This window comes from Clostridium mucosae (assembly GCF_024622765.1).
Classification (GTDB): Bacteria; Bacillota; Clostridia; order Clostridiales; family Clostridiaceae; genus Clostridium.
The window spans coordinates 72,395-96,959 of record NZ_JANKAF010000008.1; the positions used below are offsets into that span (position 1 = coordinate 72,395).

25 protein-coding genes and 1 riboswitch are annotated in these 24,565 nt (G+C 28.9%); of the genes, 23 read left to right on the forward strand and 2 right to left on the reverse strand.

The window, feature by feature from the left end:
- The first annotated feature begins 28 nt into the window (after positions 1 to 28).
- Positions 29 to 130, forward strand: a riboswitch (purine riboswitch).
- 113 nt (positions 131 to 243) lie between these two features.
- The 17 genes from NSA50_RS10510 to NSA50_RS10590 all read left to right on the forward strand — a co-directional run bounded on the left by NSA50_RS10510 (position 244) and on the right by NSA50_RS10590 (position 16,875).
- The gene (locus NSA50_RS10510) at positions 244 to 1,611 is read left to right on the forward strand and encodes an NCS2 family permease (RefSeq protein WP_195263657.1); all 1,368 of its coding nucleotides are present in this window, start codon (positions 244 to 246) and stop codon (positions 1,609 to 1,611) included.
- Between the two features lie 294 nt (positions 1,612 to 1,905).
- Positions 1,906 to 2,787, forward strand: coding sequence for a YicC/YloC family endoribonuclease (locus tag NSA50_RS10515; RefSeq protein WP_195263656.1), 882 nt, complete (start codon positions 1,906 to 1,908; stop codon positions 2,785 to 2,787).
- A gap of 14 nt (positions 2,788 to 2,801) precedes the next feature.
- A complete protein-coding gene (gene remA, locus NSA50_RS10520) occupies positions 2,802 to 3,071 on the forward strand; it encodes an extracellular matrix/biofilm regulator RemA (RefSeq protein WP_008678315.1) in 270 nt (89 codons plus the stop codon).
- Positions 3,071 to 3,709, forward strand: a complete 639-nt coding sequence (gene gmk / locus NSA50_RS10525) for a guanylate kinase (protein ID WP_195263655.1) — start codon at positions 3,071 to 3,073, stop codon at positions 3,707 to 3,709. The genes remA and gmk overlap by 1 nt, the downstream gene beginning before the upstream one ends.
- On the forward strand, positions 3,690 to 3,914 hold the full coding sequence (gene rpoZ / locus NSA50_RS10530) for a DNA-directed RNA polymerase subunit omega (protein WP_195263654.1): 225 nt from the start codon (positions 3,690 to 3,692) through the stop codon (positions 3,912 to 3,914). The genes gmk and rpoZ overlap by 20 nt, the downstream gene beginning before the upstream one ends.
- 2 nt (positions 3,915 to 3,916) lie before the next feature.
- The gene (gene coaBC / locus NSA50_RS10535; RefSeq protein ID WP_195263653.1) at positions 3,917 to 5,116 is read left to right on the forward strand and encodes a bifunctional phosphopantothenoylcysteine decarboxylase/phosphopantothenate--cysteine ligase CoaBC; all 1,200 of its coding nucleotides are present in this window, start codon (positions 3,917 to 3,919) and stop codon (positions 5,114 to 5,116) included.
- Positions 5,117 to 5,171: 55 nt separating this feature from the next.
- Positions 5,172 to 7,370 carry a primosomal protein N' gene (gene priA / locus NSA50_RS10540; protein ID WP_257444970.1) on the forward strand — a complete coding sequence of 733 codons (2,199 nt, stop codon included), beginning with the start codon at positions 5,172 to 5,174 and terminating at the stop codon, positions 7,368 to 7,370.
- Positions 7,371 to 7,381: 11 nt separating this feature from the next.
- Positions 7,382 to 7,825 carry a peptide deformylase gene (gene def / locus NSA50_RS10545; RefSeq protein ID WP_195263652.1) on the forward strand — a complete coding sequence of 148 codons (444 nt, stop codon included), beginning with the start codon at positions 7,382 to 7,384 and terminating at the stop codon, positions 7,823 to 7,825.
- 15 nt (positions 7,826 to 7,840) lie between these two features.
- Positions 7,841 to 8,767 (forward strand): methionyl-tRNA formyltransferase, encoded by a 927-nt coding sequence (gene fmt / locus NSA50_RS10550; RefSeq protein ID WP_195263651.1) that lies wholly within the window; start codon positions 7,841 to 7,843, stop codon positions 8,765 to 8,767.
- A 43-nt stretch (positions 8,768 to 8,810) separates the two neighbouring features.
- Positions 8,811 to 9,509, forward strand: coding sequence for a zinc metallopeptidase (locus NSA50_RS10555; RefSeq protein WP_257444973.1), 699 nt, complete (start codon positions 8,811 to 8,813; stop codon positions 9,507 to 9,509).
- A gap of 11 nt (positions 9,510 to 9,520) precedes the next feature.
- Positions 9,521 to 10,840 carry a 16S rRNA (cytosine(967)-C(5))-methyltransferase RsmB gene (gene rsmB / locus NSA50_RS10560; RefSeq protein ID WP_195263649.1) on the forward strand — a complete coding sequence of 440 codons (1,320 nt, stop codon included), beginning with the start codon at positions 9,521 to 9,523 and terminating at the stop codon, positions 10,838 to 10,840.
- An 8-nt stretch (positions 10,841 to 10,848) separates the two neighbouring features.
- A complete protein-coding gene (gene rlmN, locus NSA50_RS10565) occupies positions 10,849 to 11,880 on the forward strand; it encodes a 23S rRNA (adenine(2503)-C(2))-methyltransferase RlmN (protein WP_195263648.1) in 1,032 nt (343 codons plus the stop codon).
- A gap of 15 nt (positions 11,881 to 11,895) precedes the next feature.
- Positions 11,896 to 12,615 (forward strand): Stp1/IreP family PP2C-type Ser/Thr phosphatase, encoded by a 720-nt coding sequence (locus NSA50_RS10570; protein WP_195263647.1) that lies wholly within the window; start codon positions 11,896 to 11,898, stop codon positions 12,613 to 12,615.
- A gap of 1 nt (position 12,616) precedes the next feature.
- Complete coding sequence (pknB, locus tag NSA50_RS10575; protein WP_195263646.1) at positions 12,617 to 14,620, forward strand: Stk1 family PASTA domain-containing Ser/Thr kinase; 2,004 nt, start codon at positions 12,617 to 12,619, stop codon at positions 14,618 to 14,620.
- A 107-nt stretch (positions 14,621 to 14,727) separates the two neighbouring features.
- Positions 14,728 to 15,597 carry a ribosome small subunit-dependent GTPase A gene (gene rsgA, locus NSA50_RS10580; protein WP_195263645.1) on the forward strand — a complete coding sequence of 290 codons (870 nt, stop codon included), beginning with the start codon at positions 14,728 to 14,730 and terminating at the stop codon, positions 15,595 to 15,597.
- Positions 15,591 to 16,238 (forward strand): ribulose-phosphate 3-epimerase, encoded by a 648-nt coding sequence (rpe, locus tag NSA50_RS10585; protein ID WP_195263644.1) that lies wholly within the window; start codon positions 15,591 to 15,593, stop codon positions 16,236 to 16,238. The genes rsgA and rpe overlap by 7 nt, the downstream gene beginning before the upstream one ends.
- A 1-nt stretch (position 16,239) precedes the next feature.
- Positions 16,240 to 16,875 (forward strand): thiamine diphosphokinase, encoded by a 636-nt coding sequence (locus NSA50_RS10590; RefSeq protein WP_195263643.1) that lies wholly within the window; start codon positions 16,240 to 16,242, stop codon positions 16,873 to 16,875.
- Between the two features lie 261 nt (positions 16,876 to 17,136).
- Here the strand turns inward: NSA50_RS10590 and rpmB are convergent, their stop codons facing one another.
- The gene (gene rpmB / locus NSA50_RS10595; RefSeq protein WP_008678335.1) at positions 17,137 to 17,328 is read right to left on the reverse strand and encodes a 50S ribosomal protein L28; all 192 of its coding nucleotides are present in this window, start codon (positions 17,326 to 17,328) and stop codon (positions 17,137 to 17,139) included.
- Between the two features lie 237 nt (positions 17,329 to 17,565).
- On the opposite strand from rpmB, the gene NSA50_RS10600 reads away from it, so the two are divergent.
- The 6 genes from NSA50_RS10600 to NSA50_RS10625 all read left to right on the forward strand — a co-directional run bounded on the left by NSA50_RS10600 (position 17,566) and on the right by NSA50_RS10625 (position 23,384).
- Positions 17,566 to 17,913 carry an Asp23/Gls24 family envelope stress response protein gene (locus NSA50_RS10600; RefSeq protein WP_008678337.1) on the forward strand — a complete coding sequence of 116 codons (348 nt, stop codon included), beginning with the start codon at positions 17,566 to 17,568 and terminating at the stop codon, positions 17,911 to 17,913.
- 11 nt (positions 17,914 to 17,924) lie between these two features.
- On the forward strand, positions 17,925 to 19,595 hold the full coding sequence (locus NSA50_RS10605) for a DAK2 domain-containing protein (protein WP_195263642.1): 1,671 nt from the start codon (positions 17,925 to 17,927) through the stop codon (positions 19,593 to 19,595).
- An 86-nt stretch (positions 19,596 to 19,681) separates the two neighbouring features.
- On the forward strand, positions 19,682 to 21,712 hold the full coding sequence (gene recG / locus NSA50_RS10610; protein WP_195263641.1) for an ATP-dependent DNA helicase RecG: 2,031 nt from the start codon (positions 19,682 to 19,684) through the stop codon (positions 21,710 to 21,712).
- A 64-nt stretch (positions 21,713 to 21,776) separates the two neighbouring features.
- Positions 21,777 to 22,331 (forward strand): 16S rRNA (guanine(966)-N(2))-methyltransferase RsmD, encoded by a 555-nt coding sequence (rsmD, locus tag NSA50_RS10615; RefSeq protein ID WP_195263640.1) that lies wholly within the window; start codon positions 21,777 to 21,779, stop codon positions 22,329 to 22,331.
- A gap of 17 nt (positions 22,332 to 22,348) precedes the next feature.
- A complete protein-coding gene (coaD, locus tag NSA50_RS10620; protein WP_195263639.1) occupies positions 22,349 to 22,822 on the forward strand; it encodes a pantetheine-phosphate adenylyltransferase in 474 nt (157 codons plus the stop codon).
- Positions 22,823 to 22,847: 25 nt separating this feature from the next.
- Positions 22,848 to 23,384 (forward strand): ATPase, encoded by a 537-nt coding sequence (locus NSA50_RS10625; protein WP_195263638.1) that lies wholly within the window; start codon positions 22,848 to 22,850, stop codon positions 23,382 to 23,384.
- Here NSA50_RS10625 and ylbJ read toward each other — a convergent pair.
- Positions 23,370 to 24,560 carry a sporulation integral membrane protein YlbJ gene (gene ylbJ / locus NSA50_RS10630; protein ID WP_195428307.1) on the reverse strand — a complete coding sequence of 397 codons (1,191 nt, stop codon included), beginning with the start codon at positions 24,558 to 24,560 and terminating at the stop codon, positions 23,370 to 23,372. The genes NSA50_RS10625 and ylbJ overlap by 15 nt on opposite strands.
- Positions 24,561 to 24,565 lie beyond the last annotated feature (5 nt).

The window sequence follows — 24,565 nt, forward strand, 5'->3', positions numbered from 1 at the left end:
GACAAGGATTTATCTAAAATATATAATAATATTCGCAGAGGAGATAACTCATATAATATTGGCGATAAGGGTCAAAAGTTTCTACCGAGATACCGTAAATATCTTGACTATGAGTAAAATGCGAGCAAGTTTATATTATTAGATATATAATCATGTCAGCATTTCTAGCTAAAAGCCGCTATGAGTTATCTATTGATAATTCATAGCGGCTTTTGTTGTATAAAAATACTAGGGGGATTAGCAATGAAAAACTCATCAAAAACACAAGTATTATTACCTATATTATCAAATGAAAATGTAAATTTAAAAAGAGAAATAGTAGCTGGTATTACTACTTTCTTAACAATGGCTTACATAATAGCAGTAAATCCAAATATATTATCAGAAACAGGAATGCCAGCAGGGGCTTTAGTTACTGCAACCTGTTTAACAGCAGCTATTGGATGTATATTAATGGGGATATTTGCAAACTTACCTTTTGCACTAGCATCTGGAATGGGACTTAATGCATTTTTTGCCTTTTCAGTTGTGATAGGAATGGGAATATCTTGGGAAATGGCTTTAACAGCAGTATTTATAGAAGGAATTATATTTATATTATTATCCATATTTAAAGTTAGAGAAGCTGTTGTAAATGCAATACCAATGACAATGAAGCATGCAGTAACTGCAGGTATTGGAGTTTTTATAGCATTTATAGGAATGGTTGGAGCAGGATTAGTAGTAAATGATGATTCAACATTAGTAACAATGGGACACTTTTCACCAACAGTTATAATTGCATTAGTTGGTGTTGTTATAATAGCAGTATTAGATAAAAAGAAAATAAAAGGATCTATATTATTTGGAATATTGACAAGTACATTACTAGCATGGGGATATGCATTAATAAATCCAGAAGTTGCAGCAGACCTTGGAATATATTTACCAGAAGGATTATTTAAGTTTGAAAGTATAGCACCAATAGCAGGGAAGTTAGATTTTTCACATTTAACAAACAAAGAAACCATAGGAACATTTATAGTTGTAATATGCACTTTCTTATTCGTTGATTTCTTCGATACAGTTGGTACTCTAGTAGGTGTATCATCAAGAGCAAATATGCTTGACGAAAATGGAAATGTTCCTAATGCAGGTAGAGCTTTATTAGTTGATGCTGTTTCAACAACAATAGGAGCAGCAATGGGAGTATCCACAGTTACAACATATGTAGAAAGTTCAACAGGAGTTGCAGCAGGGGGAAAAACAGGGTATACAGCAATAGCTACTGGAATATTGTTCTTACTTGCTATGTTCTTTTCACCGGTATTTATAGCTATACCATCATGTGCTACTGCACCAGCATTAATTTATGTAGGATACCTAATGCTTGGGGCTGTAAAAAATATTGAATTTGATAATATAACTGAGGGTGTGCCAGCTTTCCTAACAATAACAACTATGGCTTTAACATATAGTATAGGTGATGGTTTAACTATAGGAATATTATCATATGTAGTTATTAATTTAATTTATAACTTATTATGTAAAGATAAAGAAGATAGAACTAAGGTATCAGTAGTTATGATAATACTTGCAATATTATTCATAATTAAGTTAGCTTTTCTATAAAATAAAGATAATTTATATCAAAATTTATATAAATTATAAAAGAGATAACTCTTTTGTATTCGTAAATCCCAAAAAAGAAGTAGAATTTATCTACTTCTTTTTTAGTGATAAAAATAAAATGTTAACAATTTATGAACAAGTTATTGACAGTTAAGTGAAATATAAATTAATATTAATATGTTCTTAAGGAATTAAAATAATATAAATCTATAAAATGATTTATATAAATTTATAACGATTTATAGAAATATACATATTTATAAAATTTATATAAGATAGGCTGTGGAGGCATATATGGTTAAAAGTATGACTAGTTTTGGCAGAGCTAGTAGCGAAGAAGGAAATAAATATTTATTTTCAGTTGAAATGAAAAGTGTAAATAGTAGATATTTAGACGTTAATGTAAGATTACCTAAAAGCATAATTTCTTTGGAAGAAGAAATTAGAAAGTTAATAAACTCAAAGCTTTTTAGAGGAAAAGTAGATGTTTTTATTAATCAAAAAAGTTATTCAGGTGGAGAAGGAATAGCTAAATTAAACTTGAGACTTGCAGAAAGTTACTATAATTGTTTAAAAGAAATAGAAGAAAATCTTAATTTAAAAAATGATATCACAGCTACTCAAATAGCAAGATTTTCAGATGTTATAACAATTGTTGAAGAAGAGGGTTCAATAGAAGAAATTTGGGGTGTTATAAAGCCGCTTATAGATTCATCTTTATCAATGATGGATGAAATGAGAATACTTGAAGGCGAGAAGCTTAAAGAAGATATTCTACAAAAATTAAATGAAATAGAGTCTTTAGTTTATGAAATAGATAAAATAGCATATACAGTGCCAAGTACATATAAAAAGAAACTAGAGTTAAAACTTAAAGATTTACTTGGTGGCATAGAAATAGATGAGACAAGAATAGCGCAAGAAATAGCTATAATAGCAGATAAGTCTGCAGTAGATGAAGAAATTATCAGATTAAAAAGCCATTTAAATCAAATGAGAAAAACCTTTGAAGAAGGCGGGCAAATTGGAAGAAAACTTGATTTTATAATTCAAGAAATGAACAGAGAAGCTAATACTATTGCTTCTAAATCCAGTGATATGAATATGACAAATTATGTCATTAACATAAAAAACTTAATTGAAAAAATAAGAGAACAATCGCAAAATATAGAATAACTAGGAGGAAAGTAATGGGTATAAAGTTAATTAATATTGGATTTGGTAATATAGTTTCTGCTAATAGACTTGTTGCTATTGTAAGTCCAGAATCAGCGCCTATAAAAAGAATAATACAAGAGGCTAGAGATAGAGGAATGCTTATAGATGCAACTTATGGTAGAAGAACAAGAGCTGTAATAATAACAGATAGTGATCATGTTATATTATCAGCTGTTCAACCAGAAACAGTAGCTCATAGACTTGTAGCAAAAGATGAAGCTGTAGATGAGGTTGATGAATAATGCAGAGTAATAGAGGTGTATTAATAGTTATTTCAGGTCCATCAGGAGCGGGAAAGGGTACTATTTGTAAGGAACTATTAGAAAGACATGAAAATATATACATTTCAGTTTCAGCTACAACAAGATCTCCAAGAGCTGGAGAAGTAGATGGAATAAATTATTACTTCTTAACAAAAGAATCTTTTGAAGAAAAAGTAGCTGAAAATGGATTCTTAGAATATGCTAATGTACATGGAAACTTTTATGGTACTCCAAAAGTTAATGTGGAAAAAATGCTTGAAGAAGGTAAAGATGTGATATTAGAAATTGATATCCAAGGAGCATTACAAGTTAAAGAAAATTTCAGTGAAGGTGTATTCATCTTTATTCTTCCTCCATCAATGGAAGAATTAAAACAAAGAATTATAAAAAGAGGCAGCGAAACAGAAGAATCATTAATGACTAGATTTAAAAATGCATATAAAGAAATAAATTATGTATCAAAATATAATTATGCTGTAGTTAATGATACTTTAGATTTAGCAGTTTCAAAGGTAGAATCAATTATAGCTGCTGAAAAGTGCAGAGTTGATAGAATAAAAGAAAATACAATTTTAGATTCTAAGGAGGGCTTAATTCATGAACAACTCTATGATTAATCCATCAATAATGGATTTACTTAAAAAGGTAGACGACAGATATTCTTTAGTAATAGTTACTTCAAAAAGAGCAAGACAAATAATAGATGGAAGTGAACCAATGGTTGCAACAAAATCAAAGAAGCCATTAACAATTGCTATTAATGAAGTTAATGAAGGTGAAGTAGGATATGAACCTGCTCCTTTAAAAGAAGGATTTAAATAATTATGAATGAAAAAAAGTGTGTATGTATAGGAGTAAGCGGAGGGATTGCAGTTTATAAAGCTTTAGACATAGTAAGTGCTTTAAAAAAGAAAGATATTGATGTAAGAGTTATTATGACTGAATCTGCAACTAAGTTTGTAACTCCTTTATCATTTCAATCATTAAGTCAAAATATGGTTGTAACTGATATGTTTGCAGAACCTAAGGCTTTTGAAATACAGCATATATCACTAGCAAAAAGAGCAGATGTTTTCTTAGTGGCACCAGCCACTGCAAATATAATTGGAAAAGTTGCAAATGGAATATCTGATGACATGCTATCCACGACTATTATGGCCACAAAAGCAAAAGTTATTTTTGCTCCAGCTATGAATACTAATATGTATGAAAATGCAATAGTCCAAGATAATATGGAAAAATTAAAGAAATATGGATATGAATTTATTGAGCCAGCTTCAGGAAGACTTGCTTGTGGCGATTTAGGAAAAGGGAAGCTTGCAGATGTAAATACAATTGTAGAAAGAGTATTAGAAGCATTAGATGAAAAAGAATTTACTAAGGATTTAAGCGGTAAAAATGTTTTAGTTAGTGCAGGACCAACTCATTCTAAAATAGATCCAGTAAGGTTTATTACAAATAGGTCTACAGGAAAGATGGGATATTATATAGCAGAAGAAGCTAAACGTAGAGGTGCTAATGTCACATTAGTATCAGGACCTACAAATCTTAATCCTCCTAATGGAGTGACTGTAATAAATGTAACAACAAATGAAGAAATGAAAAATGCAATTTTAGATAATTTTGAAAAAAGTGACATAGTTATTAAATCTGCGGCTGTTGCAGATTATAAAGCAAAAAATTATAGTAATGAAAAGATAAAAAAAGGTGATGAAGATTTAGTCCTAACCTTTGTAAGAGATAATGATATCTTAAAAATATTAGGCGAAAAGAAAAGTAATCAAATTCTTGTTGGATTTGCAGCAGAAAGTAATGATGTATTAGAAAATGCAAAGAGGAAACTAAAAAATAAGAATTTAGATTATATAGTAGCTAATGATATTACAAGTGCTGATACCGGATTTGGAAGTGAAGATAATAAAGTTATTATCATTTCAAAAGATGGAGAAGAAATATATTTAGATAAGATGAGTAAAAAAGAAGTTGCATCTAAAATATTTGAAACTATATTAAGAAAGCGCTAAGATGCGCTTTCTTCTTGTATAGGGGGAAATAGAACCTAATAAAAGGGTGATGAGTTTGAAAATATATGCACAAATTATTATAAATAGTGATGCTTTAGATATAGATAAACCCTTTACTTATGAAATACCAGATGATCTTAAAAGTGATATAAGGGTAGGGCAATGGGTAAAGGTACCTTTTGGAATGAAAAATTCCCTTGTAGATGGATTCATATTATCTATAAAAGAAGATGAAATAAAAGGTATTAGAATAAAAAAGATAAAATCTATAGGTTCAATAGAACCGCTTTTAAATAATGACGATTTAAGACTTGTTTACTTTATAAGGGAAAATTATTTATGTAAATATATAGATGCAATAAGACTTCTTATTCCACAAGGTGTCTTAAAGGGTGCAAAAAATAAATACAAGATGGTAATAGCACTAGGAAATAAGTCTTACGGCAAAGACGTTGAAGAGAAATATGGAGATATATTAAAATTTATAAAAGATAATAATGGGAAATTTAATAAAAATGAACTTGTAAATTTACATTCACTTTCATTATATAAAATAAATAAGCTTATTAAAGAGGGATATTTGAAAGTGGATGAAGAAATAGTATATAGATATAATGATAAAGAATATATTGATTATAAAGAGAAAAAGCTTACAAAGGATCAAATTAAAGCTTTAGAAAAAATTGAAAAGTCTGATAAAAAAGTATTTTTACTGAAAGGTGTTACCGGATCAGGAAAAACAGAAGTATATATGAAGCTTGTAAGTGATACTATAAGAGATGGGAAATGTGCTATAGTTTTAGTTCCTGAAATTTCTTTAACACCACAAATGATAGAAAGATTTAAAGGAAGATTTGGAAAGGAAGTTGCAGTTTTTCATAGTAAATTATCAGATGGAGAAAGATATGATGAATGGTTTAGGGTGAAAGAAGGAAAAGCTAAACTTGTAATAGGAGCAAGAAGTGCGTTGTTTTTACCAGCACCTAACTTAGGTGTAATTATAATAGATGAAGAACATGAAAGTACTTATAAGTCTGAACAAAATCCTAAATATGTAACAAGAGAAGTAGCTGAATTTTTAAGTGAAATAAAAGATTGTAAAGTTATATTAGGATCAGCAACCCCTTCTATAGAGACATATTACAGGGCTATAACAGAGGAGATAGAATTAGTAGAATTAAATAATAGAATAGATAATAAGCCAATGCCTATAATGGATATAGTAGATATGAGAGAAGAATTAAATAGTGGTAATGTTTCTATGTTTAGCAGAAAACTTTTTACTGAAATCAATGAAGCATTAAATAAGAAAGAGCAAATCATTTTGTTTTTAAATAGAAGAGGATTTTCTACATTTGTATCTTGTAGAAGCTGCGGATATGTATTTAAATGCCCTAAGTGTGATATAGCAATGACATTCCATAAAAATGGATATTTAGTGTGTCATTATTGTGGTTACGGCCAAAAGCAACAAAAGATTTGTCCAAAATGTAAAAGTAAGTATGTAAAACATTTTGGGGCTGGTACAGAGCGGGTTGAAGAAGAGGTTAAAAAGTACTTTAAGGACGCTAGAGTTCTAAGAATGGATGTAGATACTACAAGAGGTAAGAATTCTCATGAAGAAATATATAAAGCATTCAAAAATGGAGAAGGAGATATCCTTATTGGAACTCAAATGATATCAAAAGGTCTAGATTTCGAAAATGTAACATTAGTAGGAATACTTGCTGCTGATATGTCTATAAATATACCAGATTATAGATCAGCAGAAAGAACTTTTCAAATAGTAACTCAGGTTGCTGGAAGGGCAGGTAGAGGAAGTAAAGAGGGTAAAGTAATTGTTCAAACATATAATCCAGAGCATTATAGTCTAATTTATGCAAAAAACTATAATTATGAAGGGTTTTATGATGAAGAATTTACTACAAGGGGTTTGATGTATTATCCTCCTTTTGGTAAAATACTATTAGTGAATGTTTCTTCTAAAAATGAAAACTCACTTAAAGATTTTATGAAATTAATAAAAGGTGAGATGGAAATAATTAAAGATGAATATTTAAATATAGAAATGCTTGGACCAGTTCCATGCATAGTTTCTAAAATAAAAGATAATTATAGATGGCAAATATTATTTAAAGGTGATTTATCTCTAGATTTTTGTAAAAAAATAAAAGATAAACTTTATCAATTAAATAAGAATGTATATAATGAAGTAAAAGTAACTATTGATATTAATCCAAACAATTTGACTTAGGAGGTAAAGAAATGGCAATTAGAAATATAAGACAAAATGGCGATGAAGCATTAAGAAAGAAATGTAAGGTTGTTACTGAAATAACACCAAGAACACTTAAATTAATAGAAGATATGGCAGACACTATGTATGAAGCCGATGGAGTTGGTTTAGCAGCACCACAAGTTGGAATACTTCAAAGAATATTTGTTATAGATGTTTATGATGATTATGGATTAAGAGTATTTATAAATCCAGAAATTTTAGAAGTTTCAGGAAGTCAATTAGGAGAAGAAGGATGTTTAAGCGTACCTGGAGAAGTTGCAGATGTTGAACGTCCAAATTATGTAAAGGTAAAAGCTTTAAATGAAAAGGGAGAAGAGTTTGTTTTAGAAGCAACAGAACTTTTAGCAAGAGCTATACTTCATGAAAATGACCACTTAAATGGAACTCTATTTATAGATTATTTAAAATAGCAAAGGAGGATTAACATGAAAATAGTATTTATGGGAACTCCAGATTTTGCAGTACCATCATTAAAAAAGATAATAGAGACTTATGGAGTTGAAAGTGTATTTACTCAACCTGATAAACCGAAGGGAAGAGGAAAGAAAATGGCCTATTCTCCAGTTAAGGAAGTAGCTTTAGAAAAAAATATAAGGGTTTTTCAACCTATTAAATTAAAAGAAGATAGGGAAGCTATAGAGTATCTAAAAGAGTTAAAGCCAGATTTTATAATTGTAGTAGCTTTTGGTCAAATACTGACTAAAGAAGTGTTAGATATTCCAAAGTATGGATGTATAAACCTACATGCATCATTGTTACCGATGTATAGAGGAGCAGCACCTTTAAACTGGGCTATAATAAAAGGTGAGAAGAAATCTGGTAATACTACAATGTTAATGGACGTAGGTCTTGATACTGGAGATATGCTTCTTAAGGATGAAGTTGAAATAACTGATAATATGACAGCTGGAGAATTACATGACGTATTAATGGAGAAAGGTGCAGAACTCTTAATTAATACTATAGAGGGATTGTATAATGGAAGCATCATTCCAGAAAAGCAAAGTGAAGAAACTTTTTACGCTAAAATGTTAAATAAAGAACTTGGAAGAATAAATTGGAATAATACTGCTAAGGATATTCATAATTTAATTAGAGGACTTAATCCATGGCCTATTGCGCATACTACTTATGATGATAAATCAATGAAAATATATGAGAGCGAAGTATTATGTGAAAATAGTAATAAAGAGCCTGGTACTATAATAAATGTATCAAAAGAAGGTATGAAAGTTTCAACAGGTTCAGGAGTACTATTAGTTAAAAAAATTCAATTTCCAAATGGTAAGCCTTTAACTATAGAGCAATATATAAATGGTAATGAACTAGAAATAAGTAAAAAAGTTATTTAAGAGCTATAATAATTAATTAAACTATATAAAAGGAGATGGGTTTATGTTTTACCCAGGATTTTTATTTGACCCAACATATTTAATTTTAATACCAGCTATGATAATAGCTTTTTGGGCACAGTTTAAAATAGATAATGCTTATAAAAAGTATAAAACTGTTAGAACTTTAAGTGGTGTTACTGGAAGCGAAGTTGCAAGAAGTATATTAGATGGAGCAGGACTTTTTGATGTAAGAGTTGAAAGGTATGGAAAGCATCTTGGAGATCATTATGATCCATCATCAAGAGTAATTAGACTTTCACCAGAAGTATATGACGGAGCAACTGTAGCAGCTGCTGGGATAGCTGCCCATGAATGCGGGCATGCAATTCAGCATCAAACTCACTATGCACCTTTAGTTTTAAGAACTAGGATAGCGCCAGTTGTTAATATAGGAAGTACATTATCAATATATTTATTCATGATAGGGATATTCTTAGGTAATCCACTATTTGCTAGGGTTGGTATAATATTCTTTGGAGGTGCAGTTATTTATCAATTAGTAACCCTTCCAGTAGAATTTAATGCATCAACAAGAGCATTAAATATATTAAAAACTAGAACCTTCCTATATGGAGATGAATTAAAAGGAGCACAAAAAGTTTTAGATGCAGCTGCAATGACATATGTAGCAGCAACTCTTATGGCTATTTCTCAGTTAATAAGATTAATAGCTATAAACAATAGATATAATGATAATTAAGAGGTAGAAGGATGAACAGTAGAAAACTTGCAAGACAAATTATACAAAGAGTTTTAGAAGAAGGAGCATATTCAAACCTAGTTCTTTCAAATGAACTTAATAGCAGAGATATTGAAGATAAAGATAAGGGACTTGTAACAGAAATTGTGTATGGTACTTTAAGAAGAAAGAAAACTTTAGATGTATTAATAGGAAACTTTGTTAAAGATATTAATTTAATTGATACAACTGTATTGAATATATTAAGAGTAGCTATTTATCAAATGTACTTTTTAGATAAAATACCTGAATATGCTGCTTGCAATGAAGCAGTAGAAGAAGCAAAGGAAATTTCTTTAGAAGCATCAAAGCTTGTAAATGGTATTTTAAGAAATTATATTAAGGATGAAAAGGAAATTGTAGTTCCAGGAAATAGAATAGATGAACTTGCTTATAAATTTTCTTTCCAACCTTGGATGATAAGATTGTTTATAAAACAATATGGTGAAGAAAGAACTATGAGATTAATGGCTGGATTAAATGAAACGCCAAAGGTTACTGTAAGAGTAAATGAATTTAAAGCAGAGTATGATGAAGTTTATGAAAAATTAGAGGAAATAGGATATAATATTGAAGATGGATATGCTTGTCCAGAAGCGATAGCTATAAAAGGTGGAAAAGGGATAGAGGATAACGAATTATTTAAAGAAGGACTTATTACAGTTCAAGATGAAAGTGCAATGCTAGTGGCACCTCTATTAGATTTAAAAGAAGGAGATAAAGTACTTGATCTTTGTGCTGCTCCAGGTGGTAAAACAACTCACATTGCTGAATTACTAGCAAATACTGGGGAAGTTTTAGCTTTTGATTTACATGAAAATAAACTTTCTCTTATAGAAGAAAATGCAAATAGATTAGGATTAAATAATATAGTGTGTAAGGCTATGGACGCTACCAAGCTAAATAGTGATTATATAAGCTATGGAGATAAAGTATTAATAGATGTACCTTGTTCAGGACTTGGTATAATAAGAAAGAAACCAGAAATAAAATGGAATAAAACAAGACAACAATTAAAAGATTTAGTTCCAATACAAAGAGAAATAATGGAAAATGCATGGCAATATTTAAAGCCAGGTGGAACACTTGTTTATTCTACATGCACATTAAATAAAGAAGAAAATGAAGAAAATCTACAATGGTTCTTATCAAAACATAATGATGCAGAAATAGAAAAAATATATATAGGAAACAACAATAACTTTATATACAATGAAGATGGAAGTTTAACCATATTACCAAATGATTCTATGGATGGTTTCTTTATAGGAAAAATAAAGAAGATAAAATAGGTGATATAATGAATAATATTTTAAATTACAGTTTAGATGAAATTTCCTTATGGATGAAGGAAAATGGAGAAAGTGCTTTTAGAGCAAAACAAGTTTTTTCATGGATTTACAAGAATATTTGGGATTTCGATGATATGAAGAATTTACCTAATTCTCTAGTAGAGAAACTTAAAGAAAATTTTTATATAGGAATACCAAAAGTTGTAGAAAAGTATGAGTCAACTTTGGATGGTACACAAAAATTATTATTAGCTTTCGATGATGGTAACATCATTGAAAGTGTAATAATGAAATATAAACATGGAAACTCTATATGTATTTCTACACAAATTGGATGTAGAATGGGATGTAAGTTTTGTGCATCAACTTTAGAAGGTAGAGTGAGAAATTTAACAGCTGGAGAAATTTTATCAGAGGTTATTGTAGCACAAAAGGTCTTAGGAGAAAGAATCTCTAATATAGTATTGATGGGAAGTGGAGAGCCTTTAGATAACTATGAAAATGTTACTAAATTCTTAGATTTAGTAAATGCAGAGTATGGTTTAAATATAGGTCAAAGACATATAACTTTATCTACTTGTGGATTAGTACCTAAGATTTATGAACTAGCAGATAAAGGATATAGCATAACACTAGCTATATCATTACATGCATTTAGTGATGAAAAAAGAAGAGAAATAATGCCTATTGCCAATAAATATTCAATAAAAGAAATACTACAAGCGTGTGATTACTATTTTGAGAAAACGGGTAGACGTATAACTTTTGAGTATTCATTAGTATCAGGTATAAACGATGGTAAGGAAGACGCGAAATCCCTTTCAAAATTATTAAAAGGAAGGCATTGTCATGTTAACCTTATACCTGTTAATGAAATAAAAGAAAATACTCTAAAAAGACCTTCAAAAAAGACTATAGAAGAATTTGAAAAGATAGTAAATGAAAATGGAATTGAAGTAACTGTAAGAAGAGAAATGGGTAATGACATCAATGCAGCTTGCGGCCAATTAAGGAGAAATTTCTTAAAGTCTCAAAATTAGAGGGAGTGGGTGTTCATGATTGGTATAAAAAGTGATGTAGGGAACTTAAGAAACCTAAATGAAGATTATGCAGAATTTTATGAAGATGAAGAGTTTAAAATTTATGTAGTGGCAGATGGAATGGGCGGACATAATGCTGGCGAGATTGCTAGTAAAATGGCTTCAAAATCTTTAATAAAATACATAAGAGATAATTTTAAAAATATTAATAATACAGAAATATTAAGAAAAGCTATTAAACATGCAAACTTGAAAGTTTTTAACTTAGCACATTGCAATGAAACTTATAATGGAATGGGGACTACTTTAGTTGCATGTTTAATAACTAAAGATACAATTCAAGTAGCTAATGTTGGAGATAGTTCTTGTTATGGAATTAAAGTAAATAAAATTACTAAAATAACAAAGGATCATTCTTTGGTTCAAGAACTATTAGATTGCGGTAGCATTTCTAAGGAACAAGCTGTAAATCATCCTCAAAAAAATGTTATAACTAGAGCAATTGGAACAGAAGAAACTGTAGATGTAGATGTATTTGATATAGAAAAAGATAAATTTGAGTTTTTTCTTATGTGTAGTGATGGATTAAGCAATGAAATAGATTTAGAAGAGGTTTTATCATTTGAAATAGAAGAAAAATACTTACAGAATATTTGTGAAAAGCTTGTTGAATTAGCTAAAATTAATGGTGGAAGAGACAATATAACTGTAATGTTATTTGGAGGAGAGGTGTAATATGAACGGAATTATACTAGGTGGTAGATATGAGCTTCTTGAAAAAGTAGGGGAAGGCGGAATGTCTGAAGTTTATAAAGCTAAATGTAATAAGCTTAATAGATTTGTTGCAGTAAAAATATTAAAAAAGCAATTTGCAGACAATAAAGAAATTTCTCAAAAGTTCAAAAGAGAAGCAACTGCCATTGCAAATTTATCTGATACTAATATAGTTAATGTTTTGGATGTAGGTACACAAGATGATATAGATTATATAGTAATGGAATATATAAGTGGAAAAACTTTGAAGGAGTTTATTAATTATAGTGGAAAGCTTAATTATAGTACTGCTATAAAAATAGCACTTCAAATAGCTAAAGCTTTAGATTGTGCACATAGAAATAATATTATCCATAGGGATATAAAGCCACAGAATATATTAGTTACAGAATCTGGTGAAGTAAAGGTTACTGATTTTGGAATAGCAAAATCTACAGATTCTCAAACTATAACTAATACTACAAGTATTATTGGATCAGCACATTATCTTTCACCAGAGCAAGCAAAAGGAACATATATTGATTTTAGATCAGATATTTATTCTTTTGGAATAGTTTTATATGAAATGGTTACAGGAAAACTACCTTTTGAAGGTGATTCACCAGTTACAGTTGCATTAAAGCATTTGCAAGAAGATCCTATTCCACCTAAAAATATAAATTCTGCTATTCCAGATAGTTTGAATAAGTTAATACTTAAGGCTGTTGAGAAAGAGCCAATTAAGAGATATCAAAATGCAAAAGAAATTATTCAAGATTTGCAAAAAATACAGGAAAATCCAGATGTAGTTATTGGTAATCCAATCGTTGATAATAGTGATCATACTATAATTATGACACCAATTAATAATCAAAAAGCAACTAATATTTCTAAATTACAAGATGATTATTATGAAGACGATGAGTATGACGAAGATTATGATGATGATTATGAAGAAGAAGATGATGATGAGCTACCTAAGAAGAAAAAGAAAAACAAAAATTCAGCTAAAAAAGCTATAGTTATAATTGGAATTATAATTGGAGTTATAATTTTAGGTTCTGTGGGTTTCTTCTTAGCTCAAGGGAATGGAAGTAGCAAAGAAGTTGAAGTTCCAAGTATTATTGGAAAGACTATAGATGAAGTTAAAGAAGAAGTTGAAAAATTAGGCTTAAAAATAGAAATTAAATCTACACAAAATAGCGATAAGCCTGAAAATACTATATTAGAAACAGATCCAAAAGCAGGAACAAGAGTAAAAAAAGATTCGACAATTAAAGTTGTGGTTTCAGCTGGAGAAGAACAAATTGATATGCCTGATTTTAGAGATTATGAAGTTAATAATATAAAGCAAGTTTTAATATCTCAAGGATTCACTAATTATACAATTAGTGAAGAATATAGTGAAACATTTGATAAAGGATATTTAATAAGACAAAGTCCTGAAGCTCATTCTAAAATTAGTAAAAATACTAAGATAGATATAGTAGTTAGTAAGGGACCAGAAGTTAAACTTATAGATGTAAAAGATGTAAAAGGTAAATCATTATCAGAAGCTCAAGAGTTATTAAATGGTCTTAAAATTGAGGTTAAAGAAGAAATAACTAAGGATAAAAAACAAGATGGGGTAGTATTAGATCAAAGTTACTCTGGTACTAAGGTTCAGGAAGGAACGCCAATTACTTTAACAGTAGGAAAGTATGAGGAGAAGGTTAAGGAAGAAGCTATAGATATTGCTGGATTAGGACTTAAGTCAGGAATGAGAGTAGATGACGCAGTAACAATACTTCTTTCACACGATTTATCATATGAAATTGATGGTGTTGGGGATATCGTTGAAAGCTTTACTAAGGAAATCAAAAAAGGTCAAACAGTAAAAATTAAAGCCAAAAATTCAGCTAATGCAGAAGAACAAGAGAAACCTCAAGTCAATAACAGCAATATAAATGCTAACAATAGTGCTAATAATAATGAAGATAATCAATAAAATAAAAATCAGCTTTTAGCTGATTTTTATTTTATTTAAAATTTATTTGCATTTTTTGGTGAAATCTGTTTATTATAAATATAAAGATTAAATTATTCGGAGGAAGTATGGAAGGAAAAATAATAAAAGGCATTGGTGGGTTTTACTATGTTAAAACTAAAGAAGGAATTATAGAATGTAAGGCAAGAGGAAAATTTAGGCATAAGGATATGAAGCCTATGGTTGGAGATAATGTAGATATAAATGTTTCTAATGGAAAAGGAGTAATAGAAGATATACACGATAGAACTTCTGAATTAATAAGACCTACGGTAGCAAATGTTACACAAGCTTTTGTAGTGTTTGCAATAAAAAATCCAGACATTAATTTTGATCTTTTAAATAGATTTTTGATTTTATGTGAGTATAACAATATTAAGGCAATAGTTTGTCTAAATAAAGTAGATTTAGCAAGTACAGAAGAAAAAGAAGAAGTTAAGAAAAAAATTAATGATATTGGTTATGATGTATTATTTATAAATGCAAAAAAGGGATTAGGCATAGAATTACTTAAAGAAAGATTGAAAGATAATGAAACTGTATTATGCGGTCCTTCTGGGGCAGGGAAGTCAACTCTTATAAATACTCTTATAAATAGATCACATATGGAAACAGGAGTTGTATCAGAAAAAATAGGTAGAGGAAAGCACACTACAAGGCATAGTGAGCTTATTGAAATAGAAGATGGATATTTAGTAGATAGTCCAGGTTTTTCAAATATAGATATTAGCTTTATGGACAAAGAAGAACTTAGATATTCTTTCCCAGAATTTGAAGAATACAATCATAATTGTAAATTTAGAGGATGCCTTCATAATAAAGAACCTGAATGCGCAGTAAAAAAGGCACTACAAGAAGGTAAAATTAACGAAACTAGATATAATTTTTATATAAGAATACTAGAAGAATTACTAGAGGGGGAAAAATACAAATGGTAAAAATATCACCATCAATATTATCAGCAGACTTTTCAAAATTAGGTGAAGAAATTATTAATGTAGATAAGGCGGGAGCAGACTTTATTCATATAGATGTTATGGATGGAAATTTTGTGCCTAATATAAGCATAGGATTACCAGTAATAAAATCAATAAGGAATAAAACATCTAAAATTTTTGATGTTCATTTAATGATAGAAAATCCATCAAGATATATAGATGAATTTGTAAATGCAGGAGCAGACATAATAACTATACATTATGAAGCAGAAAAGCATATAGATAGAGCTATAGAATATATAAAATCAAAGGGAATAAAAGCAGGAGTATCACTAAATCCTGGAACTCCAACTTTTGTTTTGAAGGATATAATAAATAAATTAGATTTAGTTTTAATTATGTCGGTTAATCCTGGATTTGGTGGGCAAAAGTTTATACCGTATACTTTAGAGAAAATTAAAGAAGTTAAAGAAATGAGCTCAAATTCAAATAAAGATTTATTAATAGAAGTAGATGGAGGGGTAGATAGAACAAATGCTAAAGTTATAATTGAAGCTGGAGCTAATGTTTTAGTAGCTGGATCTGCTGTATTTGGAGATGGAAAACTTGAAGAAAATATAAAAGCAATAAGAGGAGAATAAAATGAAGGCAGTAATAGTATCAGGAGGAAAAGCACCTTCAAAAGAACTATTGTTAAATGAAATTAAGGATGCGCATTTAATAATAGGTGCTGATAAGGGGTGTGAGGTATTATATAAGTATAATATATCTCCAAATTACATATTAGGTGATTTTGATTCAGCTAATAAAGATATAATAAAAGCTATGGAAGTTTTAGATTGCGAAAAGCTTAAATATAAAAAGGAAAAGGACTTTCCAGATACAGAAATTGCCTTTAACTTAGCAATTGAAAAAGGTGCTAGTAATATAGTGTTATTAGGAGCTACAGGAACGAGATATGATCATTCACTAAGTAATTTAGGACTCATGCTAAAAGGCTTAAAAAAGTCAATTTGCACTAAAATAATAGATGATAACAATAAAATTTTTTTGACTGATAAAAGCATAGTACTAAAAGGAAATAAAGGAGAAACTGTGTCTTTTCATGCATATTGCGAGGTAGTAAAAAATCTTAATATAAATGGAGCTAAGTATAATCTTTTAAATTATGATTTATATTTTGGTGATGGATTAACAACATCGAATGAATTTATAGGTAATGATATAGAAGTTACATTTGATAATGGAATTTTAATGGTTCTCTATACACAAGATTAAATTTAAAAAAGTAATCACTCATTTTATTTATTTGCATACAATGTATATAAAGAGATGAGTGATTTTTTATTGGAGGGAGAATTTATGAAGATAATAGCTATAAAATTACCGAAGTTTATTTCGAATTTTATAAGATTTTTTAAAAGAAAAAAATAAAATACATATGAAGAGTATATGACTATTAAGGAAGAATCCTTTAAAAATTAAAAAAGGCAAAATAAAAAATGCAATTGCTAAGTCAATTGCATTTTCTATTTGAACTTATATTGCTCTTTGAACCTTACCAGATCTAAGGCATCTTGTACATACATGAACTGTCTTTGGTGTTCCGTTAACTAAAGCCTTTACTCTCTTTATGTTAGGAGCCCAAGTTCTCTTTGATTGACGATGTGAGTGGGAGTATTGAGTTCCAGATACAACCCCTTTATTACAAACTTCGCATCTTCTTGCCACTTGAAAACACCTCCTTATTTGTGAAGATAATTTCTCTTCAATAGGACAGATTAAATTTTAACATAGTAAGTGTCAAAAAAGCAAGAGAAATTGAGAAAAAAATGAAAAAACTTTTAAATTAAAAAAAATTATATATCTAAGCATATTTCCATATACTAACCTATGTAATATTTACTTGAATAATAAATGTAAGTAATATAAAATATAGTATAAGGATATTTATAAGGAGGATTCTATATGGTAGGATATTCAAATGAACTTGGAAATATACATTACTCTGAAGAGGTACTTGCAAAAATTGTTGGACTTTCAACTATGGAGTGCTATGGAGTAGTTGGTATGGTTTCTAAGAATGCCACTGAAGGCTTATGGGAATTAATGAGAATAGAAAATTTAAGTAAGGGTGTTAAGCTAAAGTTTAATGAAGATAAATTAGTTATAGAATTATATGTTATGGTTGAATACGGAACAAAGATTTCTGTAATAGCAAATAACATAATACAAAAGGTACGTTATAGTGTGGAAAACTTTACTGGATTAAAAGTTTCATCTGTTACAGTAAATGTTCAAGCAGTTAGAGTCTAGGAGGTAAAAAGATGAAATATCAGAAAATAAATGGCCATGATTTTTATAATATGGTTGTTAACGCTAGCAATAGATTGTTAGAAGAAAGTGAATACGTTAATTCTTTAAATGTATTCCCTGTTCCAGATGGAGATACAGGAACAAACATGTCAGCTACATTTAAAGCTGCGGTTAAAGAGATAGAAGGATTAAATTCTGATTCAATTGCAGAAACTTCAAAAAAGCTTGCAAAAGGAGCTTTAATGGGTGCAAGAGGAAATTCAGGAGTAATTCTTTCACAAATACTAAGAGGTATCTCTAAGGGATTAGAAGGAAAAACTGAAGTAGACACTGTAGAACTTGCAATAGCGTTTAAAGAAGGTAGTAATGCTGCTTATAAAGCAGTTATGAGACCAACAGAAGGAACTATACTTTCTGTAATTAGAGCAGCTGCAGAAGCAGCTATAGATACAGATGTTAAAGATGTGGTAGATCTTATGGATGTTATAGTAACAGAAGCAAAAATAATGTTAGATAAAACTCCAGATTTATTACCAGCTTTAAAGAAGGCTAAGGTTGTAGATTCAGGTGGAATGGGATTATATATTATCCTTAAAGGGATGTATGATGCTTTAAAAGATGATATAAAAGCAGAAATAAAAGATATTAAGCCAGCTTCATCTAAAATGCAAGGAGCTCAAGGTACAGAAGATATTGATATAAAATTTGGATATTGTACTGAATTTATAATTCTTGCAGATGCTATTAAAGCAGACAAATTTAGAGATGAAATAATACCTATGGGAGACTCACAAGTTGTAGTTGGATATGAAGATGTAATAAAAGTACATATTCATACTAATGATCCTGGTGCTGTTTTAGCAAAGGCTGTTAAATTAGGAGAATTATCTAAAATAAAAATAGATAATATGAGAGAAGAGCATAGAGAAGTGCTTTTAAGTAAAGAAGAATATAAAGAAGCTCATGTAGATGATTCAAATCATTTTGAAGGTGAAGCTGCTGTTGAAGAATTAGAGCAAGAAAAGAAGAAATATGCTTTCGTAGCAGTTGCTATGGGAGAAGGAATAACGAATATATTTAAAGATTTAGGTGTTGATTATGTTATAGAAGGTGGTCAAACGATGAATCCTTCAACTCAAGATATAATGGAGTGTGTATCTAAATTAAATGCTGAACATATATTTGTTTTACCTAATAATAAAAATATAATAATGTCAGCAAATCAAGCAGCTGAAATATCTGATAAAGATGTTAAAGTTATTCCAACAACTACAATTCCTCAAGGGATAACATGCATAACTATGTTTAATCCAGAAGCTGAAGTTGAGGAAAATATAGATAATCTTAATGAAGCAATGGGAATGGTTAAGACAGGTTCTGTAACTTATGCTGTAAGAGATACAGAAATGGATGGAATAGAAATAAAAGAAGGAAATATGCTTGGACTAATTGAAGGCAAGATAAAGAAAGTTGGATCATCATATTGTGATGTCGCAAAAGAAGTACTTGCTGAGATGATAGATGAAGAAAGTGAACTTATAACAATATTATATGGTGCAGATGTTACTGAAGAAGAAGCAGAAAAATTTGCAGAAGAAATAGAAGAAAAGTATGAAGATTTAGATGTTCAATGCTACAGAGGAGCACAACCTCTTTATTACTTCTTAATGTCAGTGGAATAATGATAAGAGCACAAGTTACTACTTTATTTACATAAGTGGAAACTTGTGCTTTAATATTTATTGAATTAAAATTTTGAGGTGAGCAAATGAATATATTTATGGAAATATCTACTCTAAAAGGAGTGGGACCAAAGCTTACTGAAAAGCTTAATAAATGTGGGATATTTACCATATATGATTTACTTTTATATTTTCCTAGAGATTATGAATTTATTAAAGGTGATGTTGACTTTAATGAAATAGATGGCGAAGAAAAACAAATTTTAACTTGTAGAGTAATAGGATACGATAGAGATGTTAAAACTAAAACTGGTAAGATAATATCTGCAATAAAATTTGATTATAAAGGACATATAGTTATCGCAAAATGGTTTAATCAAAGATACATAAAAAATTCTTATAGATTAAATGAATCTTATGATTTAGTTGGGAAGTTTAAAAGAACAGGAAATTTATTAGAAGTAATAAATCCTATGGTTGGATGTAGAGATGCAAAAAAAAGCGAAATTATCCCCAAATATCCATTAAAGGGTGATTTAAGTGATAGGATAATTACAAAGCTTATAAATCAGATATTAGATGAAGTAATAATAACAGATAATTTACCAAAGGAAATTTTAGATAAGTATAATATGATAGGTCTTGATAAAGCTATCAGAGAAATACATTTTCCAAAAGGAAAAGGTGATTTAAATCAAGCAGTTATAAGATTAAAATTTCAAGAATTATTTACCTACTCAATGAAACTGTTATTACTTAAAAATAAGTTAAGAAGCAATGATGGTATTTCTTTTTATTGGCATAAAGAATTAACTTTGTTAAAGGAATCATTACCTTTTAATTTAACAGATGCACAAACAAAAGTTGTTAGAGAAATCTTAAGAGATCAAAAAAGTAAATATTCTATGAACAGGTTAGTTCAAGGGGATGTTGGTAGTGGAAAAACTATTGTTGCCATAATAGCTATGTTTAATGTTATAAAAAATGGGTTCCAAGCTTCTTTAATGGTTCCTACAGAAATACTCGCTAATCAACATTATGAAGAAACATTGAAAATTTTAAAAAATTTCAATGTAGAAGTTGAATTGCTAACTGGAAGTACTAGTTTAAAAGAAAAAAGAAGAATAAAAGAAAGAATATCAACTGGAGAACCATTAATAGTTATAGGAACACATGCGTTAATACAAGAAGATGTAGATTTTACCAATTTAGGACTTGTTATTACTGATGAACAACATAGATTTGGTGTTGAACAAAGAAGTAAGCTTATAAACAAGGGAAGAAGACCAGATGTTTTAGTTATGACAGCTACACCTATTCCTAGGACACTAGCTTTATATATGTATTCTGATTTAGATGTATCAATAATTGATAAGTTGCCTCCAGGAAGAAAGAAAATAGATACAAGATTTTATTCTGAAAATGATAGAATGTTAGCGTATGATTTAGCTTTAGATGAAATAGGAAAAGGAAGGCAAGTTTATATAGTTTGTCCTTTAATTGAAGAAAATGAGAAAATGGAATTAAATTCAGTAGAAAAGCTTTATGAAGAATTAAAAGATGGTGTATTCAGGAATGTGAGTGTAGAAATATTACATGGTAAAATGAAGCCAAAAGAAAAAGATGAGCTCATAAACTTATTTAAAGATAATAAAGTAAAAGTTATTATTTCAACCACTGTTATTGAGGTAGGTGTAAATGTGCCTAATGCATCAATGATGATTATAGAGAATTCAGAAAGATTTGGATTAGCACAACTTCATCAATTAAGAGGGAGAGTAGGAAGAGGGCAATATGAATCATATTGTATTTTAATAGGAAAAGCTAAAAATGAAAAGACAAAAAAGAGAATGGAAATAATGACAGAGTCAACAGATGGTTTTTATATATCAGAACAAGATCTTAAGCTAAGAGGTGCAGGTGAAATGTTTGGACTTAAGCAAAGTGGGGATATTGGGCTTGTTCTTGCAGATATATATGAAGATATAGATATATTGAAATGTGCAAGATATGAAGCTAATAATTTAATTAACTCTGATAAAATAGAGCATGTAAAATTATGTAATGAAATATCTAATTCAATTGAGAGATATAGTCGATATATTTGTTTTAACTAAAAAAATTGTATATAAAGAAATATTATGTTAAAATTGAAATGATAGTACCTAAGGAGGAAACTAAATGAGAATAATAGCAGGAAAAGCAAGAGGAAGAAAATTAATACCTCCTGCAACTATGGAAACTAGACCAACTTTAGATAGAGTAAAAGAAGCTATGTTTAGTATAATTCAAGGATACATACCAGAAGCAGTTGTTGTAGATGTTTTTGCAGGGACAGGAAGTCTTGGTTTAGAAGCAGCAAGTAGAGGAGCTAAAGAAGTTTATTTAATTGATAAAAGTAACACAACATTTCCTTTATTAAAACAAAATGTAGAAAATTTAAAATTTCAAGATTTTTGTACTCCATTAAATATGGATTCATATGATGCTTTAAAAATGTTAAATAAAAAAGGAAAGATTTTTGATATTATATTTATAGATCCACCTTATTGTAAGGAAATGATTCCAGAAGCAATAAAAATAATTAAAGAAAATAATATGCTAAAAGAAAGTGGAATAATAGTCACTAAAATAGATTCTATAGAAGAAATATATGATGGATATAAAGATATAAAGTTATTACAAAGTAGAAAGTATGGTAATACAACAGTATGTTTTTATAAATATGAGGAGTAATTTAAAAGGTGAGAGATATGAATATAGCAGTTTATCCAGGAAGTTTTGATCCTATTACTAATGGTCACTTAGATATAATTACTAGGGGCGCTAAAATTTATGATAAGCTTATAGTTGCAGTGCTAGTAAATATGGATAAAAAATGTTTATTTGACATTGAAGAAAGAGTTGAGTTAATAAAAAAAGTTACTAAGGATTTAAAAAATGTAGAAGTCTTAAGCTTTGATGGATTGTTAGTGGATTTTGCAAGAATGCATAATTCAAAAGTTATATTAAAGGGTCTTAGAACAGTATCTGACTTTGAATATGAATTTCAAATGGCACTTATGAATTCTAAACTTGATTCAGATATAGAAACTGTATTCATTATGACTTCTTCAGAATATTCTTACGTAAGTTCATCTTCAGTAAAGCAAGTAGCAAAGTTTGGTGGAAATATTAAAGGTCTTGTACCTGAAGAATTAATTACAGAAGTTATGGATAGATTTTAATGATTTTTATCAAGGGGGAAGAGGTATGGAGAAGATTGAAGTTAATATTATAGAACTTTTAGAATACTTAGAGGAATTAATTGAAACAGCACCTAAGGTACCTATAACAGGTAAAAGTGTAATAGATAAGAAGGAATTCTTAGAAGTAATAGATCAAGTAGTAAATTATCTTCCAGATCAATTAAAAAAAGCACAATGGGTAATGACTGAAAAGGATAGAATTTTAGGTGATGCTCAAAAGCATTATGAATCAACCAAAAGTGAAATTATGGAAATGATGAAGCAGAAAGTTGAAAATCATGATATAGTTAAGGAAGCAAAAATAAGAGCTAATGAAATAATTGCCCTAGCTCAAAGAGATGCTAAGGCAATTAGAATTGGTTCTAGAGAATATTCAACAGAAATTTTAGCTCAATTAGATAGAGAAATTGAAGAAAAAAGAAATACGCTAATTGAAAATATGCAAAAATCTTTTGAAATGGCAGCAAAAGATATAGATGAAAAATTAAGTAGTACAGGAGATAAAATTAAAGAAAACATTTCAGAATTAAGAGGAATGTAATCTTCTTTTAAAGTTTTTTACTATCATCGATATTAATAGTGTTATAGTAAAGAATATTAATATAGGAATAAAAAATTTATAAAATGTTAAAATAGTATAATTTTCACTTGGAGTTATATTTGAAGTAGGTATTGAAGATAATAATATATTACTTACTACAAAGGTTATTACAAAACTTATTACTCCTTGGATAAATTTATAAAAAATATATTTTTTCATATTTGGATTACTTTTGCTTACTATAGAGCTTACTTGAGCTATAACTGATAAGCTTGAAAATGATAAAATAAAACTCATCATGCTTAATTTTAAGTTCATAGATATATTGGATATAGATATTAATTTACATCCGTTTGTAAATTCAATACTACCTAAAAATAAGTTGTATAAAGTTCCAGATGGTAATTTAATTAAGTTTTCCAAAGTTTCAAAAGCAGTACTTATATAAGTGTTGCTTTTTATTATGCTTATAACTACAGAAAATATTATTACAAAGGCACCTACATTGATAGTTGTAGTAATAGCACCTTCTATGGAATTTTTCAAATTAGTTCCAAAAGGATGTTCTTTATAAGTACTATTAATATTATTAGATGAAATAATATTAATAGTTTTTTTTCTTGTTAAAAAACCTACAATAATTATAGATAAGTAATTGGCAATTAATAAGATATATCCAAATTTTATATTATAAAGCATAGAAGCAGCAACTGATCCTAATATGAAAATAGGACCTGCATTAGAAGCTATATTTAATAGCCTTTCATACTCGCTTTTATGTATATATCCAAGTTCATAAATATCTGAAGAATACTTTGCTCCTAAAGGATAGCCGCATATAAAGCTTGCAGCTAATGGGAAAGAGCAAGTTTTTGAAAGACCTAATGGTTTGCAAAGCAATGGACCTAGTATTTTTGAGTAAAGTCCTATACCATCATAATAAATTAGTAAATTACATATAACACTAAACGGAAAAATTGTTGGTAATATTGCAGCTACAACTAGTTTTGCTCCATTTATGGCTGCAGCCATACTGACTTGTAAATTTACAACAAATATAATAATAAAAATTGTGATTGCAAAGCAAATTACATAATTCTTTTTTACATTTAAAAGTTTTAATAATAAAGCTACAAGAAAAAAAACAAAAAGCCATAAAACAAAAATACTAAACATAAAAT